The following is a 25,499-nucleotide window of genomic DNA, read 5'->3' as shown; positions in this document are numbered from 1 at the left end:
AAAACTCACGATAAGGCTTGTTATGATGATGGTCTTGTAAAAACGCGAAGCCATGATGACAACACTGCAGAGTGTACCGCGTCCCACCCGCGGGGTGGTGAATCCGGCGGCGGGCGAAAAGATTTTCCGCCTGGAGCGTTACCTGCCCGATACGGAGCTGGCGCCGTTTGTCGAGCACTTCTGGCTGGTGGCATGGGCCCTGCCGGAAGGCAGGGTGCACGTGCAGCGCACCCTGCCCTCGCCCTGCATCCACGTGGTGTTCGACGCCGGCCGCACGGCGGTGTTCGGCGTCATGACGGGCGCGTTCGACTACACGTTGCGCGGCAGCGGGCGGGTACTGGGCGTGCGTTTCCGACCGGGCGCTTTCCGCGCGTTTCTGAAGAAGGAAGTGCAAACGATCACCGACCGCCAGCTGCCGCTATCGGCCGTCTTCGACTGCAATGATGCCGGGGCCGAGCACAGCGTGCTGGCCGCCGCGGACGATGCCGGCATGGTGGCGGCCGCCACCGCCCTGTTGCGCCGCGCGCTGCCCGCGCCCGATCCCGCAACCGCGCGCATCGCGCAGATCCTCGAGGTAATCGCGCAGCAAGCCGGCATCACCCAAGTACAACAACTGGCCGACCACACCGGCACCAGCGTGCGCAAGCTGCAGATGCTGTTCAAGGATTACGTGGGCGCCAGTCCCAAGTGGGTCATCCGCCGCAACCGCCTGCTCGACGCCGCCGACCTGCTGGCGCGCGGCAGCGACGCCGACCTCGCCGCACTGGCCCAGCAACTCGGCTACTACGACCAGTCCCACTTCACCACCGACTTCGAAAAGCTCATCGGCAAACCACCGGCCGACTACCGCCGCAGCTGCAATCCATAGTTTGATTCAGCGCCAAGTCGCTTATACTTCAATGAAGTACAGTCGGCAGATGCTGACCATCGTCGAGACGCGATACTTTCAAACCCACTGGCCCAAATATTGGCAAGAGGCCGACCACCATGCCTTCATCGAATTTATCCGAAAAGCGCCAAACGCCGGGGTTGTTGTTCCAAAATCGGGAGGCATTCGAAAAGTCCGATGGACACGACCTGGCATGGGTAAATCCAGCGGCGTTCGAGTGATTTATTTCATTCGCAACGCGGAAGACGAACTGGTTCTATTAACAATCTACGCAAAGGCAGCGCTGGCTAATTTGACCGCTGCTCAACTCAAGGAGTTACGTCGTGAATACGAGAGAAAACCTACCGCTTAATGGTGATGAGTTGGAAGTGTATGAGGCCAATCGAGATCTATTCGCGGAGTTACTGCAAGGTGCCGAAGATATCCAGGCTGGCCTTGGACGAGTGGTGTACTCCCCGCTTATCGCAGCACGTGAAAAGACTGGACTATCATACGAAGAGTTTGCCAGATTGTTAGGTATTTCCACGCTAACGTTAGAGAGTTGGGAACAACGGCGAGAACAGCCAACAAAAGAGGCATCCACACTCATCGCCAAGATTCTCAGCTGTCCTGACTCTATCCCTATGCCACAACCATAACCTGACCTACCAAACCGAACCGGCACGCATATCATCGGCAGTAGATCTAAGCTGTAATAGCTCAAGCTTAGTCTGCCCCATGAGGTCCGATAGCATTCGCCTAAGCTGATTGTGCCGAGAGGGAGTAAGAACCAAAGGATTCGTCAAAGTACCCGTCGGTCCTGAGTTGATCATAAACGCGGGCAAAGAGATCCAATACATCAGTAAGAGGAAGCCCATTTAGATTCGGATTCGTTCCCTTGCGATGCGAGTAGTATTGACGTGGCATCATCTAGACCTGTGATTCGATATCATCGGCCTGCGCGGCTTTTCCGGCAGGTGGCGGTGCATTGCAGGAGTAACTTTCCTGATATTGTTGATGGTTACGCGGGGTCTGTTTTTGGCGGTAGCGGCCCCTGCGAACTCTAACTCATCTTGCATTTCTTGTCAGAAAAGCGAATCACCGTCATGAGCGTACTATGTTAAATAAATACGCCGATGGAGGCTATATGGAAAACAAGGTTATACACAGTGATCCAGAAATCATGGGAGGGACGCCTGTATTCTTGGGGACCAGGGTACCGGTATCTTTTCTCTTCGACTATTTGGAAGCCGGGGAGACCATTGAGTCATTTCTCGAAAGCTACCCATCAGTAACCAGAAAAATGGTAACCAGCGCGCTGAAAGCTGCATCGTATCTGGTTTGCCAAAACGTGCATTAGCTGTCCTGCCGCCGCGCACGTTGGTCGAGCTGCGGGCGTAAAAAAAGGCAGCCGAAGCTGCCTTTTTTGCCGATGCTGTATCGTGCTTAGTGCTTTGCTACCTGACGCAGCTTGGCGATCGCCGCCAGCTGGCCGATGGCCGCCGCCAGTTCGGCTTGCGCTTTCGCGTAGTCGATGCCGGAGCTGTTGTTGGCCAGGGCTTCTTCGGCGCGCTTCTTCGCCGCCGTCGCCTTGGCTTCGTCCAGATCCTTGCCGCGGATCGCGGTGTCCGCCAGCACCGTCACGGCGTTCGGCTGCACTTCCAGCAGACCGCCGGCGACGAAGACGAATTCCTCTTCGGCCTGGCCCGGCACCTGGATGCGCACCGCGCCCGGACGGATGCGGGTGATCAGCGGGGTGTGCTTGGGATAGATCCCCAGCTCGCCCTGCTCGCCCGGCAACGCGACGAACTCGGCTTCGCCCGAGTAGATCTGCTCTTCAGCAGAAACCACGTCAACGTGAATAGTGTTTGCCATGTGTGTCCTATCGGGTGGAACGATCCCGCCTCACAGCGGGATCGAACGACTCAACCATTAGTTGAGTTTCTTGGCTTTCTCGATGGCTTCTTCGATCGTGCCGACCATGTAGAACGCTTGCTCTGGCAGGTGATCCAGTTCGCCCGAGGCGATCATCTTGAAGCCCTTGATGGTGTCCTTCAGCGACACGTACTTGCCAGGCGCGCCGGTGAACACTTCCGCGACGTGGAATGGCTGCGACAGGAAACGCTGCATCTTACGCGCGCGCGCCACGGTCAGCTTGTCTTCCGGCGCCAGTTCGTCCATGCCCAGAATCGCGATGATGTCGCGCAGTTCCTTGTAGCGCTGCAGGGTGCCCTGCACGGCGCGCGCGGTCTCGTAGTGTTCCTGACCGACCACCAGCGGATCCAGCTGACGCGAGGTCGAGTCCAGCGGGTCCACCGCCGGGTAGATACCCAGCGAGGCGATGTCACGCGACAGCACCACGGTCGAATCCAGGTGGCCGAAGGTGGTGGCTGGCGACGGGTCGGTCAAGTCATCCGCTGGCACGTACACGGCCTGGATCGAGGTGATCGAACCGGTCTTGGTGGAGGTGATGCGCTCCTGCAGACGGCCCATTTCCTCGGCCAGGGTAGGCTGGTAGCCCACGGCGGAAGGCATACGGCCCAGCAGTGCCGACACTTCGGTACCGGCCAGGGTGAAGCGGTAGATGTTGTCCACGAAGAACAGCACGTCCTTGCCTTCGTCACGGAACGATTCCGCGATGGTCAGGCCGGTCAGCGCCACGCGCAGACGGTTGCCTGGCGGTTCGTTCATCTGGCCGTAGACCATGGCCACTTTCGAGTTGGCCGGGTTTTCCAGATCCACCACTTTGGCGTCGGCCATTTCGTGGTAGAAGTCGTTACCTTCACGGGTACGCTCGCCAACACCGGCGAACACGGACAGACCCGAGTGCGCTTTAGCGATGTTGTTGATCAGTTCCATCATGTTCACGGTCTTGCCCACGCCGGCGCCGCCGAACAGGCCGACTTTACCGCCCTTGGCGAACGGGCACACCAGGTCGATCACCTTGATGCCGGTTTCCAGCAGATCCTGCGATGGCGACAGCTCGTCGTAGGCAGGCGGGGTGCGGTGGATCGAGGCGATCTGGTCGTGCGAAACCGGGCCGCATTCGTCGATCGGGTTGCCCAGCACGTCCATGATGCGGCCCAGGGTCGCGGGACCCACCGGCACCATGATCGGCTTGCCGGTGTTCTGGATGTTCATGCCGCGACGCAGACCGTCCGACGAACCCAGAGCAATCGTACGGACCACGCCGTCGCCCAATTGTTGTTGTACTTCCAGAGTCAGCTCGGAGCCTTCCATCTTCAAGGCATCGAATACCTTGGGCATTGCGTCACGTGGAAACTCCACGTCCACCACCGCGCCGATACACTGAACGATTTTGCCATCAGCCATGTTCGTTCCTTCAAATATAAGTAATTTCGTTCTTAAACCGCAGCCGCACCGGCGACGATTTCGGAGAGTTCTTTGGTAATCGCAGCCTGACGGGTCTTGTTGTAGATCAGCTTCAGTTCGCCGATCACGTTACCCGCGTTGTCGCTGGCCGCCTTCATCGCCACCATCCGCGCCGATTGCTCGGACGCCAGGTTTTCCGCCACCGACTGGTACACCAGCGCTTCCACGTAGCGCTCCAGCAGTTCATCGATCACGGTGGCCGCGTCTGGCTCGTAGATGTAATCCCAGTTGTGATTACCGGCATCGGCCTGCTTCTTCGCGGCAGGCAGCGGCAGCAGTTGTTCCACCACTGGCTCCTGCTTCATCGTGTTGATGAACTTGGTGTAGCACAGGTAAACCGCGTCGACCTCGCCGTTCTGGAATTTCTCCAGCATGACTTTGACCGGGCCGATCAGTTTTTCCAGGTGCGGGGTGTCGCCGATCTGGGTCACTTGCGCAACCACCGGCACGCCGACGCGGTTGAGGAAACCCAAACCCTTGTTGCCGATCGCCACTGCGGCAATCTTGTTGCCGGCGGCTTCCAGCTCACGCGACTTGTTGGTCACCAGACGCAGGATATTGGTGTTCATGCCGCCGCACAGACCCTTGTCGGTCGTGACCACGATGAAACCAATCGCCTTGGCCGCATCCTTGGCTTCGTCGGCCAGGAACGGGTGCGTGTATTCTGGATTTGCGTTGGCCAGATTGGCGGCGATGTTACGAACCTTCTCACTGTAGGGACGGGCGGCGCGCATGCGATCCTGCGCCTTGCGCATTTTCGATGCGGCGACCATTTCCATCGCCTTGGTGATCTTCTTCGTATTTTCTACGCTTTTGATCTTGCCACGTATCTCTTTGCCTACTGCCATGAGTCCTTACTCCTTCTGCGCTGAAGGCGCTCCCGCAAGGGGGAGCGCCAAGCCATTAAAATGCGCCGGATTTCTTGAAGTCGGCAATGGCGGCGGCCAGCGCAGCTTCGCCGTCCTTGTCCAGTTGCTTCGACGATTCAATCTTGGCCAGCAGATCGGCTTGTTTGGTCTTCAGGTAAGCGTGCAGGCCGGCTTCGAACGGCAGCACTTTCTTGACTTCGACGTCGTCCAGGTAGCCCTTGTTCACGGCGAACAGCGAGGCGGCCATCAGCGAGATCGACAGTGGCGAGTACTGCTTCTGCTTCAGCAGTTCGGTCACGCGCGCGCCGCGGTCCAGCTGCTTGCGGGTCGATTCGTCCAGGTCCGAGGCGAACTGCGCGAACGCGGCCAGTTCACGGTACTGCGCCAGGTCGGTACGGATACCGCCGGACAGGTTCTTGATGACCTTGGTCTGCGCCGCACCACCCACACGCGACACCGAGATACCGGCGTTGATCGCCGGACGGATGCCCGAGTTGAACAGCGAGGTTTCCAGGAAGATCTGGCCGTCGGTAATCGAAATCACGTTGGTCGGCACGAAGGCCGAGACGTCGCCCGCCTGGGTTTCGATGATCGGCAGCGCGGTCAGCGAGCCGGTCTTGCCTTTGACTTCGCCCTTGGTGAACGCTTCGACGTAGTCGGCGTTGACGCGCGCGGCGCGCTCCAGCAGACGCGAGTGCAGGTAGAACACGTCGCCCGGATACGCTTCGCGGCCCGGCGGACGGCGCAGCAGCAGCGAGATCTGACGGTAAGCAACGGCTTGCTTCGACAGGTCATCGTAGACGATCAGCGCGTCTTCGCCGCGGTCGCGGAAGTATTCGCCCATGGTGCAGCCCGAGTAGGCCGAGATGTACTGCATCGCCGCCGATTCCGACGCCGAGGCGGCCACCACGATGGTGTACTCCAGCGCGCCGTGCTCTTCCAGCGAGCGCACGATGTTCTTGATGGTCGAGGCTTTTTGACCGATGGCGACGTAGATACACGTCATGCCCTGGCCTTTTTGGTTGATGATGGCGTCCACCGCCACCGCCGACTTGCCGGTCTGACGGTCGCCAATGATCAGCTCACGCTGGCCACGGCCGATCGGCACCATGGCGTCGATCGACTTCAGGCCGGTCTGCATCGGCTGCGACACGGATTCACGCGCGATCACGCCCGGCGCGATCTTTTCGATCGGCGAGGTCAGCGCGGTGGTGACCGGGCCCTTGCCGTCGATCGGCTGGCCCAGGGCGTTGACCACGCGGCCACGCAGTTCCGGACCGACCGGCACTTCCAGGATGCGGCCGGTGCACTTGACGGTGTCGCCTTCCGAGATGTGCTCGTAAGCACCCAGGATCACGGCGCCGACCGAGTCGCGCTCCAGGTTCATCGCCAGACCGAAGGTGTTGCCGGGGAATTCCAGCATCTCGCCCTGCATCACTTCGGACAGGCCGTGGATGCGGACGATGCCGTCGGCCACGGAAATCACCGTGCCTTGGTTACGGACTTCAGCGCCACCATCAAGGCCTTCGATACGGCTCTTGATCAGCTCGCTGATTTCAGATGGGTTGAGTTGCATACTAACTCCTAAATAGGGTTTCTCTCAGCTTGCGCGAGATGAAGAATCTGTTCTCTAAGCAGGCCGCCGAGGGTTAACTCAAGCGACCAGTGCAACACGCATTTGCTGCAGCTTGGCGCGCACCGAAGTGTCCAGCACTTCGTCGCCGACGACCACGCGCACACCGCCGATCAGCGCTGGATCGACGCTCACCACTGGGTTCAGCTTGCGGCTGAACTTCTTTTCCAGCGTGGCGACCAGCTCGCTCACCTGGGCGGGCGTCAGGTCGAAGGCGCTGGTGATGACCGCGTCCGCCGCACCTTCGCCGGCGTTCTTCAACGCCTGGAATTGCGCGCCGATTTCCGGCAGCAGACTGATACGGCCATTCTCAACCAGCATGGACAGGAAGTTATCGGCTTCCTTGTTCAGCGGCGATTTCACCAGGGCCTTGAACGCGGCGACGATGTCGCTGGCCGACGCTTTCGGGTTGCGGGCGAATGCTTGCACCTCGGGGTGGGCGCCGATCTGGGCCAGTTCGGCCACCAGCTCGGACCACGCCGCGAGGTTGAACGATTCCTTACCTGCTTGGGCTACGCGGAACAGAGCTTCCGCGTAGGGACGGGCGACGGTTGCGTTTTCTGCCATGATTACAGCTCGACAGACAGGCGCGACAACAGATCGGCGTGGGCCGAGGCGTTGACTTCGCGCTTGAGGATTTGCTCGGCGCCCTTCACAGCCAGGTCAGCCACCTGAGCGCGCAGCGCTTCGCGCGCCTTGGCCAGTTGCTGCTCGGCTTCGGCCTTGGCTTGCGCGACGATGCGCTCGGCTTCGGCTTGTGCATGCGCTTTGATTTCTTCCGCCACCAGCTGCGCGCGCTTTTCAGCGTCGGCAACGCGTTGCGTAGCTTCTTCGCGTGCACCCGACAGCGCTTCGGCGGCGCGCTTCTCGGCGACCACCATAGCTTGCTGGCCTTGGTCGGCAGCGGCCAGACCATCGGCGATGCGCTTGGCACGCTCATCCAGCGCTGCGTTCAGCGATGGAAATACGAACTTCATCGACACCCAGACCAACACCGCGAAGGTGATCATCTGGCCGATGAGAGACATATTGATGTCCATACCTTTGCTCCTAACTAAAAGTTTCTCCCAGGGTGGAGCGAATTACTGAGCAGCGGACAGAACGGCAGCCAGGAATGGGTTGCTGAAGGTGTACAGCAGAGCAACACCCACGCCAATCATCGAGATCGCGTCCAGCAGACCGGCGATAACGAACAGCTTGGTCTGCAGTTGTGGCATCAGTTCTGGCTGGCGGGCCGAGGCTTCCAGGAATTTACCGCCCAGAATGGCGAAACCCAGAGCGGTGCCGATGGCGGCCAGGCCGATGATGATAGCGGCGGCCAGAACGGTCATGCTTTGTACTTGTGCGATCAGAGCTTGCATTGAAATTTCTCCTAAGATTTAAAAAAGACTACAGATACTAAAAAGTTAAAAACGAATTGCTTAGTGCTTCTCAACCGCGATGGCCAGATACACAACCGTCAGCGCCATGAACACAAACGCTTGCAGGGTCACCACCAGAATGTGGAAGATCACCCACGGACCACCGAGCAGCCACTGCGCCCACCAAGGCAGCAGAGCGATCAGAATGAACAGCAGTTCGCCGGCGTACATATTGCCGAACAAACGCAGCGACAGCGACAGTGGCTTGGCCAGCAACTCGATCATCTGGAAGATGAAGTTGACCGGCGCCAGGATGATGGCCATGAAGCCATGCGCGTGGAACGGCGCGGTCAGCAGCTCCTTACCCCAGCCGCCGAGACCTTTGGCTTTGATCGAGAAACCAATAATGCACAGCATGACGCCGAACGACATGCCGAAAGTGTGGTTGACGTCGGCGGTCGGCACGACGCGCAGCTTGTGGACGCCGAAGAAGCTCAGGATTTTCGGCAGCAGGTCGACCGGCAGGAAGTCCATGGCGTTCATCAGCCAGACCCAGCAGAAGATGGTGATGGCCAGCGGCGCGATCACCTTGCTCTTGGCGTGGAACGCCGAATTGACCACGTCGTTGACGATTTCCATGGTCGCTTCGACGAAGTTCTGCAGCTTGCCCGGCACGCCGGCGGTGGCGCGGCGCGAGGCCAGCCAGAAGACGCCGAGGAACACCAGGCCCAGAATGGCGGAAACCCAGAACGTGTCCAGGTTATACATGCCGTCGGCCGATTTCAGGTGGCTAAGGTGGTGCTGAATATATTCGATATTGGTGGGCGCTTCGTGCCCTGCGTGTTCAGTGGTCATAAAAATATAAGATTTTGGTGATTAAATTGCGAGCAGCGCCAACCAGTAAGCGCAGGTCGTCGCCGCGAAACCCAAGATCAGCCATAACCATGAGGCCGACTGAAACAACGTTAGTGCCAACGCGAACAGCACTACCGTGATAAAAATCTTCGTTACTTCTCCGCGCACATGCGCGCGAAAGGCTTTTTTGGCGTCATTTGCTCCGCCCGCAACAAAAATCGCATACACCAGACTCCCGATGACTGCGATTGCTCCGCCATAGGCGGCCGACCAAGCTTTTTGTACTCCGCCGAGATTCCAGGCGAGCAAGGCGAATCCAACGGCGATGGCACATTGGAGGGCGACGACTCGGAACACCGGCCGGGCGATGCTCGTCGAATCATTCATCTGCGAGCCTCCTTTAAATCAGCCGATTAAACCCCAAAGCCGCGTGATTATATGTGTCTTCATGTATCACGTCAAACATGCTGCACCGCACCAGAGCGTTTAGTGCACGAATGAGACGCTTTTAGAAACTTTTCCGCTTTTTTTGCACCAAGTTGGCCCCACTTCGCAGATCGGGGTCAGAGCCGACATTCGGACCTTGGGTCGCGCGCGATTCAATGTCCGAATGTCGGCTCTGACCCCGACTGTCAAGTACGCAGGCGGGCCAGCACGCCGTCGAGGATGTCGAGGTCGGCAAAGTCGATGATCAGCTGGCCACGACCCTTGGCGCCCATCTTGAACATCACCGGGGTGGCCAGCGTGTCGGACAGTTCTTCTTCCAGCCGCACGATGTCGCCCGACTTTTCCTTGAGGCGCGCCTCTTTCGGCGACGATTTCAGATCTTCGATGGTTTTGCTGACCAGTTTCTCGGTTTCGCGCACCGATAGCCGTTTCGCCACCACCATGTTGGCGAGGTTGATCTGGGTGGCGGCGTCGACCGCCAGCAGCGCGCGCGCATGGCCCATGTCGATATCGCCGGCCATCAGCATGGTTTGCACCGGCGACGCCAGGTTCATCAGACGCAGCAGGTTGGACACCGCGCTGCGCGAACGGCCGACGGCGTTGGCCGCCTGTTCGTGGGTGAAGCTGAAGTCGGTGATCAATCTATGGATGCCTTGCGCTTCTTCAAGAGGGTTCAAGTCTTCGCGCTGGATGTTCTCGATCAGCGCCATCGCGGCGGCGGCTTGGTCGTCGACGTCACGCACCAGCACCGGCAACATTTCCAGTCCGGCCAGCTGGGCGGCACGGAAACGGCGTTCGCCGGCGATGATTTCGTACTTGTCCTTGCCGATCGGCCGCACCAGGATCGGTTGCATGATGCCCTGAGTCTTGATCGAGGCGGCCAGTTCCTGCAAACCGCCCTCGTCCATGCGGGTACGCGGCTGATACTTGCCGGCCTGCATTTGTTTCACGTTCAGTTCGGACGGGGTGTTGGCGTCCGCCGTGCTGAGGTCGCCGTCGCCGCCGAGCAGCGCGTCCAGGCCGCGACCCAGGCCTTTGAGTTTTTTGGTTGCCATGATCTGCCTTACATTTTCTTGATGCGCTTGACCATCTCGGCGCCAAAGGCGATGTACGCCTGCGCGCCCTTGGACGACGGATCGAAGGTCACGCCCGGCACGCCGTAGGATGGCGCTTCGGCCAGGCGCACGTTGCGCGGGATGATGGTCTTGAAGACTTTGTCGCCGAAGTGCTGTTCCAGCTGGGCCGACACCTGCTGCGACAGCGTCATGCGCGGATCGAACATCACGCGCAGCAAGCCGATGATCTTCAGATCCGGATTCAGGTTGGCGTGTACCTTCTTGATGGTGTTGACCAGGTCGGACAGCCCTTCCAGCGCGTAGTACTCGCACTGCATCGGGATGATCACCCCATGCGCGGCGCACAGGCCGTTCAGCGTCAGCATCGACAGCGCCGGCGGACAGTCGATCAGGATGAAGTCGTATTCCTTGTCGACCAGGGCCAGGGCTTCCTTCAGGCGGCGCTCGCGGTTGTCCAGCTCCACCATCTCCACTTCCGCGCCGGCCAGCTCGCGGTTGGATGGCAGCACGTCGAAGTGGCCGGGCTCGGAACGCTGGCGCGCGGTGGCCACGTCGGCGCTGCCCAGCATCACCTCGTAGGTCGACGCCTTCAGCCCTGCCTTGTTGATGCCCGCGCCCATGGTGGCGTTGCCTTGCGGGTCCAGGTCGACCAGCAGCACGCGCTGGTCCAGTTTTGCCAGACCGGCGGCGAGATTAACGGTGGTGGTGGTTTTGCCTACGCCGCCCTTTTGATTTGCTACGCAAAAAATTTTTGCCATGTATTTCTTATGTTTGTCGTTGCTTTTGATTTATACAGTATAAACGATATAAACGGTTTATACTGTTTATACGGTATAAAACATTTATATCGTATAAATCGTTTATACGGTTTCTTCCTTGATGAAGACCAGGTGGCGTTCCGCATCCAGTCCTGGTACTTGCAGCGGTTCCAGTTTCTGCACTTTCCATGGTGCTGGCAGTCGCTCGCGCTCCTCCGCCGGCGCCGTGCCTTTGAGGGCGATGAATTGTCCGCCCTCGGCCAGCAGGTGCCCGGACCAGTTGACGAAGTCCGACAGGTCCGCGAAGGCCCGCGAAGTGATGACGTCGAATTTCGTCTTCACTTCCAGCTCCTGCACTTTCTTGGTGTACACCGTCACGTTGCCCAGTACCAGCTCCGCCTTCACCTGATTGAGGAAGGCGGTTTTCTTGTGCACCGTGTCGATCATGGCCACTTTCATGTCCGGACGGCTGATCGCCAGCACCATGCCCGGTAATCCTCCGCCCGCCCCCACGTCCAGCACGTTGGCAGCGCCGGCAAACGCCGCTACCGCCGCCAGCGAGTCCAACAGGTGCAGCTTGACCATCTCCAGCGGATCGCGCACCGAGGTCAGGTTGTACACCGAATTCCATTTGTTCAGCAGGGCCAGGTAGTCCAGCAACTGTTCCACCTGTGCCTCGCTCAGCTCCAACGACAGCTGCTTGATGCCTTTTTTCAAAACATCCGCTACGACGGCGCGGTCATACACCTTCATGCTGCCTCATCTTTCTGACCTGCAAAACCGCCGAAACCGGCCTTCTTCAGGTGTACCAGCAGCAGCGAAATTGCCGCCGGCGTCACACCCGAAATACGCGATGCCTGGCCCAGGGTTTCCGGGCGCTGGGCATGCAGCTTCTGGCGCACCTCCACCGACAACGCGGTGATGTCCAGGTAGTTGTAGTTTTCCGGCAGCTTGAGGTTTTCGTAGTGCTCGTGACGCTCCACCTCGCGCAGCTGGCGGTCGATATAACCCGAATACTTGAGCTGAATTTCGATCTGTTCCTTGACGGCCGCATCGGTCACACCGGGGCCGGCCAGCTCGCGGCCATCGGCGCCGGTCATGCTCATCAGCTTGTCATATTCCACACCCGGACGGCGCAGCAGATCGGCCAGCGAATACTCGCGTTCGATCGCCTGGCCGATCACACGTTCGGACTCGGCCGCCTCCAGGATGCGCGGATTCACCCACGTGGAACGCAGGCGCTCCAGTTCCTGCGCCACCGCCTCGCGCTTGCGGTCGAAGGCTTCCCACTGCGCATCGCCGACCACGCCCAGCTTGCGGCCGATCTCGGTCAGGCGCATGTCGGCGTTGTCTTCGCGCAGGCTCAGACGGTACTCGGCGCGGCTGGTGAACATGCGGTACGGTTCCATCACACCCTGGGTCACCAGGTCGTCCACCATCACGCCCAGATAAGCTTCCGAACGCGCCGGGGTCCAGGCGTCACGGCCCTGTGTCTGCAACGCGGCGTTGACGCCGGCCAGCAGGCCCTGCGCCGCCGCTTCCTCGTAGCCGGTGGTGCCGTTGATCTGGCCGGCAAAGAACAGGCCATTGATGGCCTTGGTTTCCAGCGACGCTTTCAGCCCGCGCGGGTCGAAATAGTCATATTCGATGGCATAGCCGGGACGCAGGATGTGGGCGTTTTCCAGGCCCTTCATCGATCGTACCAGCTCGATTTGCACGTCGAACGGCAGGCTGGTGGAGATGCCGTTTGGATAGAATTCGTGCGTGGTCAGGCCTTCCGGTTCCAGGAAAATCTGGTGCGATTCCTTGGACGAAAAGCGGTGGATCTTGTCCTCGATTGACGGGCAATAGCGCGGGCCGACACCCTCGATCACGCCGGTGTACATCGGGCTACGGTCCAGGCCGCCACGGATGATGTCGTGGGTTTGCTGGTTGGTGTGGGTCACCCAGCACGGCATCTGCTGCGGGTGCATGGCGGCATTGCCCATCACCGAGAACACCGGCACCGGGTCCAGATCGCCAGGCTGTTCGGTCATCTGGGTGAAGTCGATGCTGCGGCCGTCGATGCGCGGCGGCGTACCGGTCTTCAGGCGGCCTTGCGGCAGCTTCAGTTCTTTCAGACGTGCCGACAGTGAAATCGCCGGCGGATCGCCGGCACGGCCGGCCGAAAAATTCTGCAGGCCGACGTGGATTTTGCCGTCGAGGAAAGTACCGGCGGTCAGCACCACGGCCGGCGCCAGGAACTTCAGGCCGATCTGGGTCACGGCGCCGACTACGCGCTCGCCCTCGATCATCAGGTCGTCCACGGCCTGCTGGAACAGCCACAGATTGGGCTGGTTTTCCAGGCGCGAACGGATCGCGGCCTTGTACAGAATGCGGTCGGCCTGGGCGCGGGTGGCGCGCACGGCGGGCCCCTTGGAGGAATTCAGGATGCGGAACTGGATGCCCGATTCATCGGTGGCGATCGCCATGGCGCCGCCCAGGGCATCGACTTCCTTGACCAGATGGCCTTTGCCGATACCGCCGATGGATGGGTTGCACGACATCTGGCCCAGCGTCTCGATGTTGTGGGTAAGCAGCAAGGTCTTCTGCCCCATACGGGCTGAAGCAAGCGCGGCCTCGGTACCGGCGTGACCACCGCCGACAACGATGACGTCGAATTTCGTAGGGAATAGCATGGTGGAAAATTTAAAGCGAAGGGATCAAGGTCAAATTATAGAGTTTTTTTGCAGCTGCGACTTTTTTAGGCAAAAATATTGTTGTAGTGTTCCACGTGAAACAATGAAAAAGGGACACTGCAAGTGTCCCTTTTTCCCAACTTTGTTCCACGTGAAACAGTATCACCACCGCAACCATGCATCGTGTCCGGTCTTCAGGATCAGCACCGAGACCACCACCAGGAACAGCTTGCGCACAAAGCCGCTGCCGTGCTTCATCGCCAGCCGCGAGCCGATCAGCGAGCCGGCGATCTGGCACACAGCCATGGTCAGGCCCAGCTGCCAGATCAGGTGGCCGCTATAACCGAACCAGATCAGGCCGGCGAAGTTGCACGCCACGTTGACGATCTTGGCCACCGCCGATGCGCCGAGGAAGTCGAAGCCGAACACGCGTACGAACAGGAACACCAGGAAGCTACCGGTGCCCGGACCAAAAAAGCCGTCATAGAAACCAATGGCCGCGCCGACGACCAGCGCCAGCGACTGTTCCCTGGCGCCCGAATGGATGGGCGCGTGAACGCTGCCGAAATCCTTCCTGGCAAACGTGTAGATGGCTACCAGCAGCAGCACCACCGGCAGCGCGGTACGCATGAAGTCGGCCGATACATGGGTCACGGTATAGGCGCCGAGGAAGGCGAACACCAGCGCCGCCAGCGCCGCCGGCGTCGCTACCGACCAGGCGATGGCAACACGCCGTGCATAGCTTACCGCAGCCACGCTGGTGCCGAAGATGCTGGCCAGCTTGTTGGTGCCGATCAGCGTGGCCGGCGCCATATTGGGGAACACCGTGAACATGGTCGGCAGCTGGATCAGGCCTCCCCCGCCCACCACCGCATCGACCAGACCGGCGCCAAACGCGGCCACCCCCAACACCAGAAAATCCACCATGACCCTGCATCCTCAACGAGCAAAGGCTCCATTGTACGGAAGAAATCTGCGCTAGTTGATGCCGATGGCGCATGGTTGGGGTAAGCTTGCAGCTGAACCCTACCATTCAGCGGATGCCATCATGACTGATTTTCCGGCCTTCAGTTTCAGCACCGTTCCCCATATTGTGTCCGAACCGGGCGCCGCCAGCCGACTGGGCGAACACGTGGCGCAGCACTTTCCGGGCATCCGCCGCGCCCTGCTCGTGACCGATCCAGGCTTCCTGCGGACCGGCCTACCGGAAATCTCCGCAGAGAGTCTGCGCACGACAGGCATCGCGGTGGATATCTATTCACAGGTGGTGGCCGATCCGCCGGAATTGGTGGTGATGGAAGCGGTGGGCGCAGCGCGCGCCTTTCGCGCCGACATCATTATCGGCCTGGGCGGCGGCAGTTCCATGGATGTGGCCAAGCTGATTGCCATCCTGGCCAATAGCGATCAGCCTATCGCCGATATTTACGGCATCGGCAATGTGAAGGGCAAGCGTCTGCCGCTGGTGCAGATTCCGACCACGGCCGGCACCGGCTCCGAAGTCACCAACATCGCCATCGTCACCACCGGCGCCACCACAAAAATGGGCGTGGTCGCGCCGCAACTCTATGCCGATATGGCATTGCTGGACGCCGAGCTGACCATCGGCTTGCCGGCGACCGTCACCGCTGCCACCGGCATCGACGCCATGGTCCACGCGATCGAAGCCTACACCAGCAGACACAAAAAGAATCCGTTGTCGGACATGCTGGCGCGCCAGGCGCTGAAGCTGTTGTCATCCAATCTGATCCATGTCTGCGAAAACGGCCGCAACCTGCCGGCGCGTCAGGCCATGCTGCTGGGCGCCATGCTGGCCGGGCAGGCATTTGCCAACGCGCCGGTTGCGGCCGTGCACGCCCTCGCCTACCCGATCGGCGGTGTGTTCCACGTGCCACATGGATTGTCGAACTCGCTGGTGCTGCCCCATGTATTGCGCTTCAACGCGCCCGCAGCGGCGCACCTGTATGCGGAATTGGCGGAGATCGTGGTACCGGCCGCCACCGGCTCACAGGAAGCGCGGGCCGAGGCCTTGGCTGTTGCGATGCAACAAATCGCTACCGTGACGGGGATCGAAAGAACGCTGCAGCAGGTGGGCATCAGGGAAACGGACCTGGATCGGCTGGCCGACGAAGCCATGCTGCAAACCCGTCTGTTGGGGAATAACCCGCGCACCGTCACCAGGGGCGATGCGCGGGCGATCTACGCGGCGGCGCTTTAATCCGGTACCGAGACCGTCGTGCCGCTGACGGTAATCGTGTTGTTGTTGGCCGGCGACGCGGTGAACGGCGGCACATTGGCGGCCGTGATGGGCACGGTGTTATCGGCCCGCGTCACCGTCCTGACCACCTGCGACGGCGGCAACGGCGTCGCGTTGCGCAGGTTGGCCAGCATCGCATCCAGCGCGCGGAACAGATACACGTGCAGCGGCACCACGTTGGCCGGCAGCGCGTTGGTGAACGAATCGAAGTGGTTGGCGTTGGTCACCTCGATATAACGCAGCTTGCTGGTGCTGCCCTCCACCGAGGCATTCAGCCCGGCATAGGCGCGTGAAGCAAAGTTCACCGGGATCAGGGTATCGCTGCGTCCCTGCACGATGATGGCCGGTTTGCCCTTCAGATTGCCCGTCGCCGCCACCTCCGCCATGCCGGCGCGGACACGGGCGCTTTGCGCCGCCAGCGTGCCGGTCAGCGCCGCGCCGGTCACGGCATCCACCCCGGTCGCCAGCGAGCGCAGGCAGAGGAAACCATCGAGCGACTGATCCGCCAACTGCGTGCTCGGCGATACCCCCAGGTTGTACACCCGGGCGCCGCCGACTGAATCCTCGTACACCACATTGCCGACGATGCCGTTCTGCGTGGCAAAGCTGGACGCCTTCTGCGCTGCCGTGAACGCGATCGGTGCGCCGGTCGCGTCAGTCGACGCGAAGCTGAAACCGCACACCTTGTCGGTCACGGAAAACTTACCGTAGGCATAAGCGTAGGTCACGGCGACGAGGATATTGGTGCCCGCATGCGCCGCCTGCAATACATCGGAATCGGCCAGCCAGCCATAGGCTTTGAGGCGCGCCTTGGCGTCGTTCTGCCGCGAGGCCAGATCGGTACCGTTCAGCAGGCCCTTGCTGGCCAGCGCCGTGCAGCGTCCCGGCGCGGCCGCCGTCTCGGCAAGACAGGGCTGATACAGCGCGGCAAACGTCGAATAATCGAACAGCGGCTTGCCCTGCCCGCTCACCACCGCGGCGCCCTGGCGCACTGTGTAGCCGGTGGCGCTCTTGGGCTGGACCTGCGGCTCCGTCGCGGCCACGCCGGAAATCAATCCCTTGGTATCCTGCTCGGCCGCCAGCAGCGCCGCGCCGGCGCCGTTGGAAATGCTGGAGGCGATGGTGATCGTGTTCTGCGGCGTGAACATCACGATGTGGCTCTTGTTGTCCTTGGCCAGGGTGCCGTACTTTTCGTTGAGCACGTACATGGCAAATTCCACCGCCTGCAACGTGTACTTGCCCCAGTCCTTTTCAGGATTCTGCTGCGAATGCGCATGCTTGAATGCGATGCGCCCCGGCGAAGCCGCGGCGAACGCCGCCCGTTCGGCATCGCCGAGCGCTGGCGCGAAGCTGGCGTTCTTGCCGGCCGCCGTGCGCGTGGCCCGCACACCGTTCTGCAGGTTCACGCTGTCGTCGTCGAACGTGTACAGGCCGGTGCCGCTGCCCTTGTCGGCATAGGCCACCGCGCAGTTATTTTTCAGCCCCCATTCGCCGGCGCTGCCGATGGCGCCGTAGATCCCGCGCGAACCGCTCGAGGTGCCGGTGACGATGCAGGGATTTTTCGCGTCGAACCCGGTCGGCACCTGCACCAGCAAGGTCACATTCTGCGTGCCGCTGCCATCGTCTGAATAGGCGATATATTCCGTGCCGCCGATCCTGCCCTCGCCCGTGCCGGCCACGCCCTTGGCGTCGACGTTGGGGCCGTACAGGCTGCCGTAGCCGCTGTTGGCCGAAATATCCAGCACCGCGCGATAATTGGCGTAGATCGCGTTACGCCGCAGTTCGGCGGCGGTGGGATTGACGGGGTCGGCATACGCCGGCGCGGCGCCGGCCAGCCCGGTCTTGCCCAGCCCAGCGGTCAGCAGATCGTCGCTGACGCCGTCGTAGGTATTGGCGGTGATGGCGCCGAGATAAGCCGGCTTCGCGTTCAGATTTTCCAGCTGGTCCTCGCGATGGTCCGAGCCGCAGGCGGAAAGGGTGACGCCGGCCAGCGCCAGCACAACGGTTTTAATTTGCATACGCTCCTCACACGGGTTTTCGTTTTCCGGCCAGGGCAATGAACTCGCCGATGATCCCGCGCCGGAACGACAGCACACAAACAATGAAGATCAGCCCCACCACCATGTTGACCGCTTCGCCGATGGTGTTGAACCATTCGATACCGCTCAGCCGCGCCAGCAGCGCGCCCCAATCGCCCAGCTTGTTTTCCAGCGCGATGATGAGGATGGCGCCCAGCATGGGCCCGGCCAGCGTGCCCATGCCGCCCACCAGCGTCATCAGGATCACCAGGCCGGACATGGTCCAGTGGACATCGGTCAGCGTTTCAAAGCCCAGCACCAGCGTCTTGCTGGCGCCCGCCAGCCCCGACAGCGCGGCCGACAGCACGAAGGCCAGCAGCTTGTACTTGTCGACGTCATAGCCCAGCGACACCGCGCGCGGTTCGTTCTCCTTGATCGCCTTCAGCACCTGCCCGAACGGCGAATGCACGGTGCGCACGATCAGCATGAAGGCCAACACACAGATGCCCAGCACAAAGAAATACAGATTGAGGTCGCTGCCCAGATCGATAACGCCCAGCAGTTTTCCACGTGGAACGCCTTGCAGCCCATCTTCGCCGCCGGTGAACTCCCCTGCCCGCAGCGCGCCGAAATACACCATCTGCGCCAATGCCAGCGTGATCATGGAAAAATAAATGCCCTGTCGGCGTATCGCCAGCGCGCCCATCACCAGCCCGACCAGCGCGCCGGCGGCGACCCCGCTCAGCATCCCCAGCTCGACCGGCAAGCCCCACACCTTGATCGCATTGCCGGCAACATAGCCGGCCATGCCGAAAAACGCCGCGTGGCCGAACGACAGCAAACCGGTGAACCCGATCAGCAGATTGAACGCGCAGGCGAACAAGGCGAAGCACAGCAGCTTGGACAGGAACACCGGATAGCCGACAAACGGCGCGGCGACAGCAATGGCAAACGCAATCAGGTAACCGATTTTTTTGTTCATCTCATTTTTCCTTGCCGAACAAACCTGCCGGGCGCAGCAGCAGAACCACCACCATGACCAGGAACACCACGGTCGAGGAAAACTCCGGGTAGAACACCTTGGTCAGCCCCTCGATCACGCCCAGCCCCAGCCCGGTCAGGATCGAGCCCATGATGGACCCCATGCCGCCGATCACCACAACGGCGAACACGACGATAATCAGGTTCTGCCCCATCAGGGGTTGCACCTGGATGATCGGCGCCGCCAGCACCCCTGCAAAGCCCGCCAAAGCGACGCCGAAGCCATAGGTCAGCGTCACCATCAGCGGCACGTTGATGCCGAACGCTTCAACCAGCTTGGGATTCTCGGTGCCGGCGCGCAGATACGAGCCGAGCTTGGTTTTCTCGATCACGAACCAGGTCGATAGACACACCACCAGCGACGCCACCACCACCCAGGCGCGGTAATTCGGCATCACCATGAAGCCGAGGTCGGTGGCGCCGGCCAGCGCGTCCGGCACCTGGAACGGCTGGCCGGAGACGCCGTAGAACGAGCGGAACACGCCCTCCACCAGCAGCGTGATGCCGAAGGTCAGCAGCAGGCCGTACAGGTGGTCCAGCTTGTACAGATGGCGCAGCATGGTCTTTTCGACGATGACCCCGAACACGCCGACCAGCAGCGGCGCCAGCACCAGCATGACCCAGTAATTCAGGCCCCAATACTCGATGCCCATCCAGGCCAGGAAGGCGCCCATCATGTACAGCGCGCCGTGGGAAAAATTGATCACATTCAGCAGGCCGAAAATCACCGCCAGGCCCAGCGACAACATCGCGTAAAACGAACCGTTGACCAGACCCAGCAGCAGCTGGCTCATCATCGCGGGCATGGGAACGCCAAAGATTTCCATGGGAATCCGTTATTCAGAGATCGATGACCCCGCCCGAAAGGCGGGGATAACTCAGCTTGCAACTCGGCTTATTTCCACAGGCTGCACTTGGTTTCCGCCTTGGTGGCGTATGCCTGATCGCCGGGGATGGTGGCCACCAGCTTGTAGTAATCCCATGGATATTTCGACTCGGACGGCTTCTTCACCTCCATCAGATACATGTCGTGCACCATGCGGCCGTCGGGACGGATCACGCCATTCCTGGCGAACATGTCGTTGATCTTGTTCGCCTTCAGGTAAGCCATCACCTTGTCCGAATCGTCGGTGCCGACCGCCTTCACCGCTTTCAGATAATTCGACGCCGCCGAAAAATCCGCCGCCTGCAGCATTGACGGCTCCTTCTTCATTTTTTCGAAGTAGCGCTTGGACCAGGCGCGCGTTTCCGGATTGGTGTCCCAGTACCAGCCGTCGGTCAGGTACATGCCCTGGGTCAGATTCAGGCCCAGCGAATGCACGTCATTGATGAAGATAAGCAGCCCGGCCAGCTTCATCTTCTTGGTGATGCCGAACTCGTTGGCCGCCTTGATCGAATTGATCGCGTCGCCGCCGGCATTGGCCAGGCCCAGGATCTGCGCGCCCGACGACTGCGCCTGCAGCAGGAAAGACGAAAAATCCGACGCCGACAACGGATGCTTGACCGCCCCCAGCACCTTGCCGCCGGAGGTCTTCACCAGGTCCGCCGTATCCTTTTCCAGCGACTGGCCGAAGGCATAATCGGCGGTCATGAAATACCAGTTCTTGCCGCCCTGCTTGACGATCGCGCCGCCGGTGCCGCGCGCCAGGGCGATGGTGTCGTAAGCGTAATGCACCGTGTACGGTGTGCATTCCTCGTTGGTCAGCCGTGCCGAGCCGGCGCCGATGGAGATGAAGATTTTTTTCTTTTCGGCCGCCACCTTGGCCATGGCCAGGTTGGCGCCGGAATTGGTGCCGCCGATCAGCATGTCGACGCCCTGCTGGTCGAACCATTCGCGCGCCTTGGAGGCGGCGATGTCGGCCTTGTTCTGATGGTCGGCCGACACGAATTCGATCTTCTTGCCATTGATGTTGCCGCCCGCATCGGCGATCGCCATCTTGATGGCCTCGGCGCCGCCGGCGCCATCGATATCCGTATATAGGCCCGACATGTCGGTGATGAAACCGATCTTGACCGTATCGCCGGAAATCTGCGCCTGGGCAGAGAACGACGCGCACACGGCCGCTGCGAGAGTGATGGCTTTGATTTTCATTTTTTGTCTCCCTTCCATGGTTGCTCAAACACCCAGAAGCTCGTTCAACACCGGCATCTTGGCGTTCAATTCCGATGCAACAAAGGTCTCCACAATCTGACCGTGTTCCATCACATAAAACCGGTCGGCCAGCGGTGCGGCAAACCGGAAATTCTGTTCCACCATGACGATGGTGTAGCCCTTGGATTTCAGCGTGGTGATCATGCGCGCCAGACCCTGCACGATCACCGGCGCCAGCCCTTCCGAGATTTCGTCCAGCAGCAGCAGGCGCGCGCCGGTGCGCAGGATGCGCGCCACCGCCAGCATCTGCTGCTCGCCGCCGGACAGCCGCGTGCCCTGGCTGTGCCGGCGTTCTTCCAGATTCGGAAACATGCTGTAGATTTCCGCCACCGACATGCCCTTGCCGCTGCCGTTCAACTGCGGCGGCAACATCAGGTTTTCCTCGGTCGACAGCGAGGAAAAAATCCCCCGCTCTTCCGGGCAATAGCCGATGCCGAGGTGGGCGATGCGGTGCGTCGGCAGGCCGATCGCCTCTGCGCCGTTGACCTTGATCGAACCCTTGCGCGTACCGGTCAGGCCCATGATCGCGCGCAAGGTGGTGGTGCGGCCGGCGCCGTTGCGTCCCAGCAGCGTCACCACCTCGCCCGGCTGCACCGACATGTTGACGTTGTGCAGGATGTGCGATTCGCCATACCAGGCTTGCAGATTGGCGATGTCGAGCGCGGCAGCCATCAGTGCGCTCCTTCCAGCTCGGAGGCTTCGGTGCCCATGTACGCTTCCATCACCTGCGGGTTGCGCGACACTTCCGCATACGTGCCCTCGGCCAGCATGGCGCCGCGCTGCAGGACCGATATCCTGTCGCAAATGCCGGACACCACCTTCATATTGTGTTCTACCATCAATATCGTGCGGCCGGCCGAGACTTTTTTGATCAGCTCGGTGACGCGGTGCACGTCTTCGTGGCCCATGCCCTGGGTCGGCTCATCGAGCAGCATCAGCTCCGGTTCCATCGCCAGCGTGGTGGCGATTTCCAGCGCGCGCTTGCGGCCGTAGGGCATGTCGACCGTGATGGTGTCGGCAAAGCCGGCCAGATCGACCTCGGCCAGCAGCTGCATGGCACGCTCGTTGAGGCGGTCCAGCGCCCGTTCGCTCTGCCAGAAGAAGAAACTGGTGCCCAGCTGGCGCTGCAGGCCGATGCGGACATTCTGCAACACTGTCAGGTGCGGAAACACGGCGGAAATCTGAAACGAACGGATCACGCCCATGCGCGCGATCTGTGCCGGCCGCGCCGGCGTGATATCCCTGCCGTTGAACAGAATCTGGCCGGAAGTCGGCACCAGAAACTTGGTGAGCAGGTTAAAGCATGTGGTTTTTCCGGCCCCATTGGGCCCGATCAGCGCGTGGATATGGCCGCGCTGCACCGTGAGATTCACATCGTTGACCGCGGTAAAACCCTTGAATTCCTTGGTCAGATGCTTCGTTTCCAAGATAACGTCGGACATCCTGTCTCCCTGTTATTCTTTTCAAACTACTAATTTTTATCTCATCATACACAGTAACAAATTAGCTAACAATACAGTATAAATACGGCTATTTTTTGATCTGGATTCAAACAGCGCGGATTAGTTGGGCTGCTTTTTCCGCGATCATGATGGTCGGCGAGTTGGTGTTGCCGGACGTGATGAACGGCATGACGGACGCATCCACGACACGCAACCCGGCCACGCCCTTGACACGCAGCTGGCCATCGACCACCGCGCCAGGATCGTCGGCGCGCCCCATGCGGCAGGTGCCCACCGGGTGAAAAATCGTGGTGCCGATGGCGCCGGCGGCCGCGGCCAGTTCCTCGTCGCTGCGGTATTGGCTGCCGGGCTTGAACTCTTCCGGCGCAAACGCTTGCATGGCCGGCGCGGCGACGATGCGACGGGTCAGCTGCAGCGCCTCGGCGGCGGTTTTACGGTCTTGCGCCGTGCTCAGATACATCGGCGCGATCTTCGGCGGCGCATATGGATCGGCGCTGGCGATGCGCACGTGGCCGCGCGAGGTCGGCCGCAGATTGCACACGCTGGCCGTAAAGGCGGGAAACGTGTGCAACGGATCGCCGAACTTTTCCAGCGACAGCGGCTGCACGTGATATTGCAGGTTCGGCGTGCGCTCGGCGCCATTCGACTTCGCAAACGCGCCCAGCTGCGAGGGCGCCATCGACATCGGCCCGCTCTGGAACATCGCATACTCGAGCCCGATACGCATCTTGCCGAACCAGCTGGCAGCCATCGTATTCAAGGTGCGCGCATTCTTGCCCAGCTTGTAGACCATGCGCAGCTGCAAATGGTCTTGCAGGTTTTCGCCCACGCCGGGCAGGTCGACCAGCGGCCGAATGCCGAGCTGATGCAGCCGCTCCGCCGGGCCGATGCCCGAGCATTGCAAAATCTGCGGCGTCCCGATGGCACCGGCCGCCACCAGGGTTTCCTTGCTGGCGCTGGCGGAATATTGCGTGCCGCCGCCGGTAAAAATCACGCCGCTGCACGCCGGTCCGTTTTCGCCCGCTCCAATTTGCAGGCGTTCCACATGGCAGCCGGTCATGATGGTCAGATTCGGCCGTTTCGACGCCGGCCGCAGAAACGCCTTGGCCGTATTCCAGCGGATGCCGCGTTTCTGGTTGACGTCGAAATAGCCGCAACCGGCGTTGTCGCCGCGGTTGAAATCATCGGTTTTACGTATGCCGACCTGCTCCGCCGCGTCGCGGAACGCATCCAGTATCTGCCACGATAAACGCTGTTTTTCCACGCGCCACAAACCACCGGCGCCGTGAAATTCCGACGGACCGCCGTAATAATCTTCGCTCTTTTTGAACAGCGGCAGCACCGACTCCCAGCGCCAGCTGGCATCGCCGGTCAGTTCGGCCCAGCGGTCGTAATCGCCGGCCTGGCCACGCATGTAAATCATGCCGTTGATGGAAGAACTCCCGCCCAGCACCTTGCCACGCGGGTATAGCAGGCTGCGGCCGCCAAGGCCGGGATCGGCTTCGGTGCGGAATTTCCAGTCGGTGCGCGGATTGTCGATGCAGTGCAGATAGCCGACAGGAATATGGATCCAGACGTAATCGTCTCGCCCGCCGGCTTCGATCAGCAGAATTTCCAGATTGGGATCGGCACTGAGCCGGTTGGCGAGGACGCAGCCTGCGGAACCTGCGCCGATGATGATGTAGTCATAGCTGCCTGCTGATTCCAAAAAAGCCCCCCAGGTGCTGTGGATAAGTCTATGCATATCCACAGGTATCGAATGTGCGTAAACCGTGGATTTTTTTGGACCCGTTTTTTTATCCAAAAACCGTCCCTGTCCCAGTACAAGGTTTACGCGCCCGCTTATGCATCCCGTAAACACCTGATTTTACGTTCAAATGGCTACTTATCCACAGAAAAGTGTCGGTGTTAACAACTATCACTATTTTTATATTCATCTTTAGCGTAAACCTTAACCCTAAAAACCTCAGGCGTCACCGGCTGGCCCCCCTTGAAACCCGACATACTGAAATGACAAACAAACCGCCCGGAGTCCTTTCGTCCTCCGCACAGGAAAAACTTGGTCGCCGGCTTATCTGCGCTTTCGGCTACACCTGCTCACCGGCCTTTTTTTGATCGCGGCAATTGCCATCACGGTCGTGGTCAGCCAATTCCGCAGCTCCTACGTCGAACGCGAACTGTCCGCCAAAACCCAGACCGAACACTATGTGAGGCCGATGGAAGCGCATGTACTGTCGTTGATGTTTATCGATGCCAAAGAGATTGCGTTGGCGGCCTCCAGCCGAACCGATGTGTTGGGCACATCCTACGCAGACCGCAATTACTCCCCTGGCGATGACACCGCCCATATTTTGGGCAGTATCGGCATCGCGCTCGACCCGGATGCCGGTGGCGACGCCGATACGCTGATGAAACACGCCGACCAGGCGATGTATTCCGCCAAACAAGATGGCCGGAATCACTACAACTACTACGCCAAACCGCCCAAAGTGGCCAAAACCGCTGAAAATTAGTCCGCTCCTGTGAATAAGTGATTGGATATCCACAGGATGGGATGTGATCAAACCACTCGATTGGCCACAGGCTCTATTTTTATCCAGAATTTATTCCTGAACTGATACAGCGCTTATTCA

The 25,499-nt window shown here is 60.4% G+C and carries 27 protein-coding genes; 6 read left to right on the top strand and 21 right to left on the bottom strand.

The features are described 5' to 3' along the window. Positions 1-52: 52 nt before the first annotated feature. The 4 genes from E4L98_RS07160 to E4L98_RS07145 all read left to right on the top strand — a co-directional run bounded on the left by E4L98_RS07160 (position 53) and on the right by E4L98_RS07145 (position 2,228). Positions 53-868, top strand: coding sequence for an AraC family transcriptional regulator (locus tag E4L98_RS07160; RefSeq protein WP_307722092.1), 816 nt, complete (start codon positions 53-55; stop codon positions 866-868). 49 nt (positions 869-917) lie between these two features. Beyond that, entirely contained in the window at positions 918-1,241 is a 324-nt protein-coding gene (locus E4L98_RS07155; RefSeq protein ID WP_135200874.1) for a type II toxin-antitoxin system RelE/ParE family toxin, read from the top strand. Next, positions 1,213-1,527 (top strand): helix-turn-helix domain-containing protein, encoded by a 315-nt coding sequence (locus E4L98_RS31145; protein ID WP_135200873.1) that lies wholly within the window; start codon positions 1,213-1,215, stop codon positions 1,525-1,527. The genes E4L98_RS07155 and E4L98_RS31145 overlap by 29 nt, the downstream gene beginning before the upstream one ends. Before the next feature lie 458 nt (positions 1,528-1,985). After that, positions 1,986-2,228 (top strand): DUF433 domain-containing protein, encoded by a 243-nt coding sequence (locus tag E4L98_RS07145; protein ID WP_307722091.1) that lies wholly within the window; start codon positions 1,986-1,988, stop codon positions 2,226-2,228. An 86-nt stretch (positions 2,229-2,314) separates the two neighbouring features. On the opposite strand, the gene E4L98_RS07140 is transcribed toward E4L98_RS07145, so the two are convergent. The 14 genes from E4L98_RS07140 to E4L98_RS07075 form a co-directional block, all read right to left on the bottom strand. Further along, positions 2,315-2,743 (bottom strand): F0F1 ATP synthase subunit epsilon, encoded by a 429-nt coding sequence (locus E4L98_RS07140; protein WP_135200872.1) that lies wholly within the window; start codon positions 2,741-2,743, stop codon positions 2,315-2,317. A 57-nt stretch (positions 2,744-2,800) separates the two neighbouring features. Next, entirely contained in the window at positions 2,801-4,201 is a 1,401-nt protein-coding gene (gene atpD / locus E4L98_RS07135; protein WP_135200871.1) for a F0F1 ATP synthase subunit beta, read from the bottom strand. A gap of 32 nt (positions 4,202-4,233) precedes the next feature. Further along, positions 4,234-5,109, bottom strand: a complete 876-nt coding sequence (atpG, locus tag E4L98_RS07130; RefSeq protein WP_135200870.1) for a F0F1 ATP synthase subunit gamma — start codon at positions 5,107-5,109, stop codon at positions 4,234-4,236. A 55-nt stretch (positions 5,110-5,164) separates the two neighbouring features. Then, entirely contained in the window at positions 5,165-6,706 is a 1,542-nt protein-coding gene (gene atpA, locus E4L98_RS07125; protein ID WP_135200869.1) for a F0F1 ATP synthase subunit alpha, read from the bottom strand. A gap of 78 nt (positions 6,707-6,784) precedes the next feature. After that, positions 6,785-7,330: a F0F1 ATP synthase subunit delta gene (locus tag E4L98_RS07120; protein ID WP_135200868.1), complete on the bottom strand. Its 546-nt coding sequence runs from the start codon at positions 7,328-7,330 to the stop codon at positions 6,785-6,787. Between the two features lie 2 nt (positions 7,331-7,332). Then, positions 7,333-7,803 (bottom strand): F0F1 ATP synthase subunit B, encoded by a 471-nt coding sequence (locus E4L98_RS07115; RefSeq protein WP_135200867.1) that lies wholly within the window; start codon positions 7,801-7,803, stop codon positions 7,333-7,335. 42 nt (positions 7,804-7,845) lie between these two features. Next, on the bottom strand, positions 7,846-8,124 hold the full coding sequence (gene atpE, locus E4L98_RS07110; protein ID WP_135200866.1) for a F0F1 ATP synthase subunit C: 279 nt from the start codon (positions 8,122-8,124) through the stop codon (positions 7,846-7,848). A gap of 60 nt (positions 8,125-8,184) precedes the next feature. Then, positions 8,185-8,979, bottom strand: coding sequence for a F0F1 ATP synthase subunit A (atpB, locus tag E4L98_RS07105; RefSeq protein ID WP_135200865.1), 795 nt, complete (start codon positions 8,977-8,979; stop codon positions 8,185-8,187). A gap of 21 nt (positions 8,980-9,000) precedes the next feature. Continuing rightward, positions 9,001-9,366 (bottom strand): ATP synthase subunit I, encoded by a 366-nt coding sequence (locus E4L98_RS07100; RefSeq protein WP_135200864.1) that lies wholly within the window; start codon positions 9,364-9,366, stop codon positions 9,001-9,003. A 245-nt stretch (positions 9,367-9,611) separates the two neighbouring features. After that, a complete protein-coding gene (locus E4L98_RS07095; RefSeq protein ID WP_135200863.1) occupies positions 9,612-10,481 on the bottom strand; it encodes a ParB/RepB/Spo0J family partition protein in 870 nt (289 codons plus the stop codon). A gap of 8 nt (positions 10,482-10,489) precedes the next feature. Further along, on the bottom strand, positions 10,490-11,260 hold the full coding sequence (locus E4L98_RS07090; protein WP_135200862.1) for a ParA family protein: 771 nt from the start codon (positions 11,258-11,260) through the stop codon (positions 10,490-10,492). Between the two features lie 102 nt (positions 11,261-11,362). Further along, a complete protein-coding gene (gene rsmG / locus E4L98_RS07085; protein ID WP_135200861.1) occupies positions 11,363-12,013 on the bottom strand; it encodes a 16S rRNA (guanine(527)-N(7))-methyltransferase RsmG in 651 nt (216 codons plus the stop codon). Then, entirely contained in the window at positions 12,010-13,938 is a 1,929-nt protein-coding gene (gene mnmG, locus E4L98_RS07080) for a tRNA uridine-5-carboxymethylaminomethyl(34) synthesis enzyme MnmG (protein ID WP_135200860.1), read from the bottom strand. Before mnmG ends, rsmG begins: the two co-directional genes overlap by 4 nt. 162 nt (positions 13,939-14,100) lie before the next feature. Then, entirely contained in the window at positions 14,101-14,865 is a 765-nt protein-coding gene (locus E4L98_RS07075) for a sulfite exporter TauE/SafE family protein (protein WP_135200859.1), read from the bottom strand. A 121-nt stretch (positions 14,866-14,986) separates the two neighbouring features. Here E4L98_RS07075 and E4L98_RS07070 point away from each other — a divergent pair, with 121 nt between their 5' ends. Next, entirely contained in the window at positions 14,987-16,153 is a 1,167-nt protein-coding gene (locus E4L98_RS07070; protein WP_135200944.1) for an iron-containing alcohol dehydrogenase, read from the top strand. Here E4L98_RS07070 and E4L98_RS07065 read toward each other — a convergent pair. The 7 genes from E4L98_RS07065 to E4L98_RS07035 form a co-directional block, all read right to left on the bottom strand. Then, positions 16,150-18,210 (bottom strand): 3-hydroxybutyrate oligomer hydrolase family protein, encoded by a 2,061-nt coding sequence (locus E4L98_RS07065; protein WP_135200858.1) that lies wholly within the window; start codon positions 18,208-18,210, stop codon positions 16,150-16,152. The two genes, E4L98_RS07070 and E4L98_RS07065, sit on opposite strands and share 4 nt — an antisense overlap. Before the next feature lie 7 nt (positions 18,211-18,217). Next, the gene (locus E4L98_RS07060) at positions 18,218-19,192 is read right to left on the bottom strand and encodes a branched-chain amino acid ABC transporter permease (RefSeq protein WP_135200857.1); all 975 of its coding nucleotides are present in this window, start codon (positions 19,190-19,192) and stop codon (positions 18,218-18,220) included. Position 19,193: 1 nt separating this feature from the next. Then, positions 19,194-20,078 (bottom strand): branched-chain amino acid ABC transporter permease, encoded by an 885-nt coding sequence (locus E4L98_RS07055; RefSeq protein WP_135200856.1) that lies wholly within the window; start codon positions 20,076-20,078, stop codon positions 19,194-19,196. 68 nt (positions 20,079-20,146) lie between these two features. Further along, on the bottom strand, positions 20,147-21,343 hold the full coding sequence (locus tag E4L98_RS07050) for an ABC transporter substrate-binding protein (RefSeq protein ID WP_135200855.1): 1,197 nt from the start codon (positions 21,341-21,343) through the stop codon (positions 20,147-20,149). A 24-nt stretch (positions 21,344-21,367) separates the two neighbouring features. Continuing rightward, on the bottom strand, positions 21,368-22,075 hold the full coding sequence (locus tag E4L98_RS07045) for an ABC transporter ATP-binding protein (RefSeq protein WP_135200854.1): 708 nt from the start codon (positions 22,073-22,075) through the stop codon (positions 21,368-21,370). Next, positions 22,075-22,845, bottom strand: a complete 771-nt coding sequence (locus tag E4L98_RS07040) for an ABC transporter ATP-binding protein (RefSeq protein ID WP_135200853.1) — start codon at positions 22,843-22,845, stop codon at positions 22,075-22,077. The genes E4L98_RS07045 and E4L98_RS07040 overlap by 1 nt, the downstream gene beginning before the upstream one ends. Before the next feature lie 106 nt (positions 22,846-22,951). Then, complete coding sequence (locus tag E4L98_RS07035; protein WP_135200852.1) at positions 22,952-24,574, bottom strand: GMC family oxidoreductase; 1,623 nt, start codon at positions 24,572-24,574, stop codon at positions 22,952-22,954. A 403-nt stretch (positions 24,575-24,977) separates the two neighbouring features. Here E4L98_RS07035 and E4L98_RS07030 point away from each other — a divergent pair, with 403 nt between their 5' ends. Beyond that, a complete protein-coding gene (locus E4L98_RS07030) occupies positions 24,978-25,379 on the top strand; it encodes a diguanylate cyclase domain-containing protein (protein ID WP_229257292.1) in 402 nt (133 codons plus the stop codon). Positions 25,380-25,499: the final 120 nt, after the last annotated feature.

Origin of the sequence: Duganella callida (assembly GCF_004614165.1) — a bacterium.
In the GTDB taxonomy this organism is placed as follows: domain Bacteria; phylum Pseudomonadota; class Gammaproteobacteria; order Burkholderiales; family Burkholderiaceae_D; genus Rugamonas; species Rugamonas callida.
Note: the sequence above shows the minus strand (reverse complement) of the source record. Positions and strands in the feature narration are given on the sequence as shown.

Excerpts from the sequence above, each read along its gene's own strand:
- E4L98_RS07160 (WP_307722092.1), top strand. The coding sequence starts at position 53 with ATGATGACAACACTGCAGAGTGTACCGCGTCCCACCCGCGGGGTGGTG.
- E4L98_RS07155 (WP_135200874.1), top strand. The coding sequence starts at position 918 with ATGCTGACCATCGTCGAGACGCGATACTTTCAAACCCACTGGCCCAAA.
- E4L98_RS07145 (WP_307722091.1), top strand. The coding sequence starts at position 1,986 with ATGTTAAATAAATACGCCGATGGAGGCTATATGGAAAACAAGGTTATA.
- E4L98_RS07140 (WP_135200872.1), bottom strand. The coding sequence starts at position 2,743 with ATGGCAAACACTATTCACGTTGACGTGGTTTCTGCTGAAGAGCAGATC.
- atpD (WP_135200871.1), bottom strand. The coding sequence starts at position 4,201 with ATGGCTGATGGCAAAATCGTTCAGTGTATCGGCGCGGTGGTGGACGTG.
- atpG (WP_135200870.1), bottom strand. The coding sequence starts at position 5,109 with ATGGCAGTAGGCAAAGAGATACGTGGCAAGATCAAAAGCGTAGAAAAT.
- atpA (WP_135200869.1), bottom strand. The coding sequence starts at position 6,706 with ATGCAACTCAACCCATCTGAAATCAGCGAGCTGATCAAGAGCCGTATC.
- E4L98_RS07120 (WP_135200868.1), bottom strand. The coding sequence starts at position 7,330 with ATGGCAGAAAACGCAACCGTCGCCCGTCCCTACGCGGAAGCTCTGTTC.
- E4L98_RS07115 (WP_135200867.1), bottom strand. The coding sequence starts at position 7,803 with ATGGACATCAATATGTCTCTCATCGGCCAGATGATCACCTTCGCGGTG.
- atpE (WP_135200866.1), bottom strand. The coding sequence starts at position 8,124 with ATGCAAGCTCTGATCGCACAAGTACAAAGCATGACCGTTCTGGCCGCC.
- atpB (WP_135200865.1), bottom strand. The coding sequence starts at position 8,979 with ATGACCACTGAACACGCAGGGCACGAAGCGCCCACCAATATCGAATAT.
- E4L98_RS07100 (WP_135200864.1), bottom strand. The coding sequence starts at position 9,366 with ATGAATGATTCGACGAGCATCGCCCGGCCGGTGTTCCGAGTCGTCGCC.
- E4L98_RS07095 (WP_135200863.1), bottom strand. The coding sequence starts at position 10,481 with ATGGCAACCAAAAAACTCAAAGGCCTGGGTCGCGGCCTGGACGCGCTG.
- E4L98_RS07090 (WP_135200862.1), bottom strand. The coding sequence starts at position 11,260 with ATGGCAAAAATTTTTTGCGTAGCAAATCAAAAGGGCGGCGTAGGCAAA.
- rsmG (WP_135200861.1), bottom strand. The coding sequence starts at position 12,013 with ATGAAGGTGTATGACCGCGCCGTCGTAGCGGATGTTTTGAAAAAAGGC.
- mnmG (WP_135200860.1), bottom strand. The coding sequence starts at position 13,938 with ATGCTATTCCCTACGAAATTCGACGTCATCGTTGTCGGCGGTGGTCAC.
- E4L98_RS07075 (WP_135200859.1), bottom strand. The coding sequence starts at position 14,865 with ATGGTGGATTTTCTGGTGTTGGGGGTGGCCGCGTTTGGCGCCGGTCTG.
- E4L98_RS07070 (WP_135200944.1), top strand. The coding sequence starts at position 14,987 with ATGACTGATTTTCCGGCCTTCAGTTTCAGCACCGTTCCCCATATTGTG.
- E4L98_RS07065 (WP_135200858.1), bottom strand. The coding sequence starts at position 18,210 with ATGCAAATTAAAACCGTTGTGCTGGCGCTGGCCGGCGTCACCCTTTCC.
- E4L98_RS07060 (WP_135200857.1), bottom strand. The coding sequence starts at position 19,192 with ATGAACAAAAAAATCGGTTACCTGATTGCGTTTGCCATTGCTGTCGCC.
- E4L98_RS07055 (WP_135200856.1), bottom strand. The coding sequence starts at position 20,078 with ATGGAAATCTTTGGCGTTCCCATGCCCGCGATGATGAGCCAGCTGCTG.
- E4L98_RS07050 (WP_135200855.1), bottom strand. The coding sequence starts at position 21,343 with ATGAAAATCAAAGCCATCACTCTCGCAGCGGCCGTGTGCGCGTCGTTC.
- E4L98_RS07045 (WP_135200854.1), bottom strand. The coding sequence starts at position 22,075 with ATGGCTGCCGCGCTCGACATCGCCAATCTGCAAGCCTGGTATGGCGAA.
- E4L98_RS07040 (WP_135200853.1), bottom strand. The coding sequence starts at position 22,845 with ATGTCCGACGTTATCTTGGAAACGAAGCATCTGACCAAGGAATTCAAG.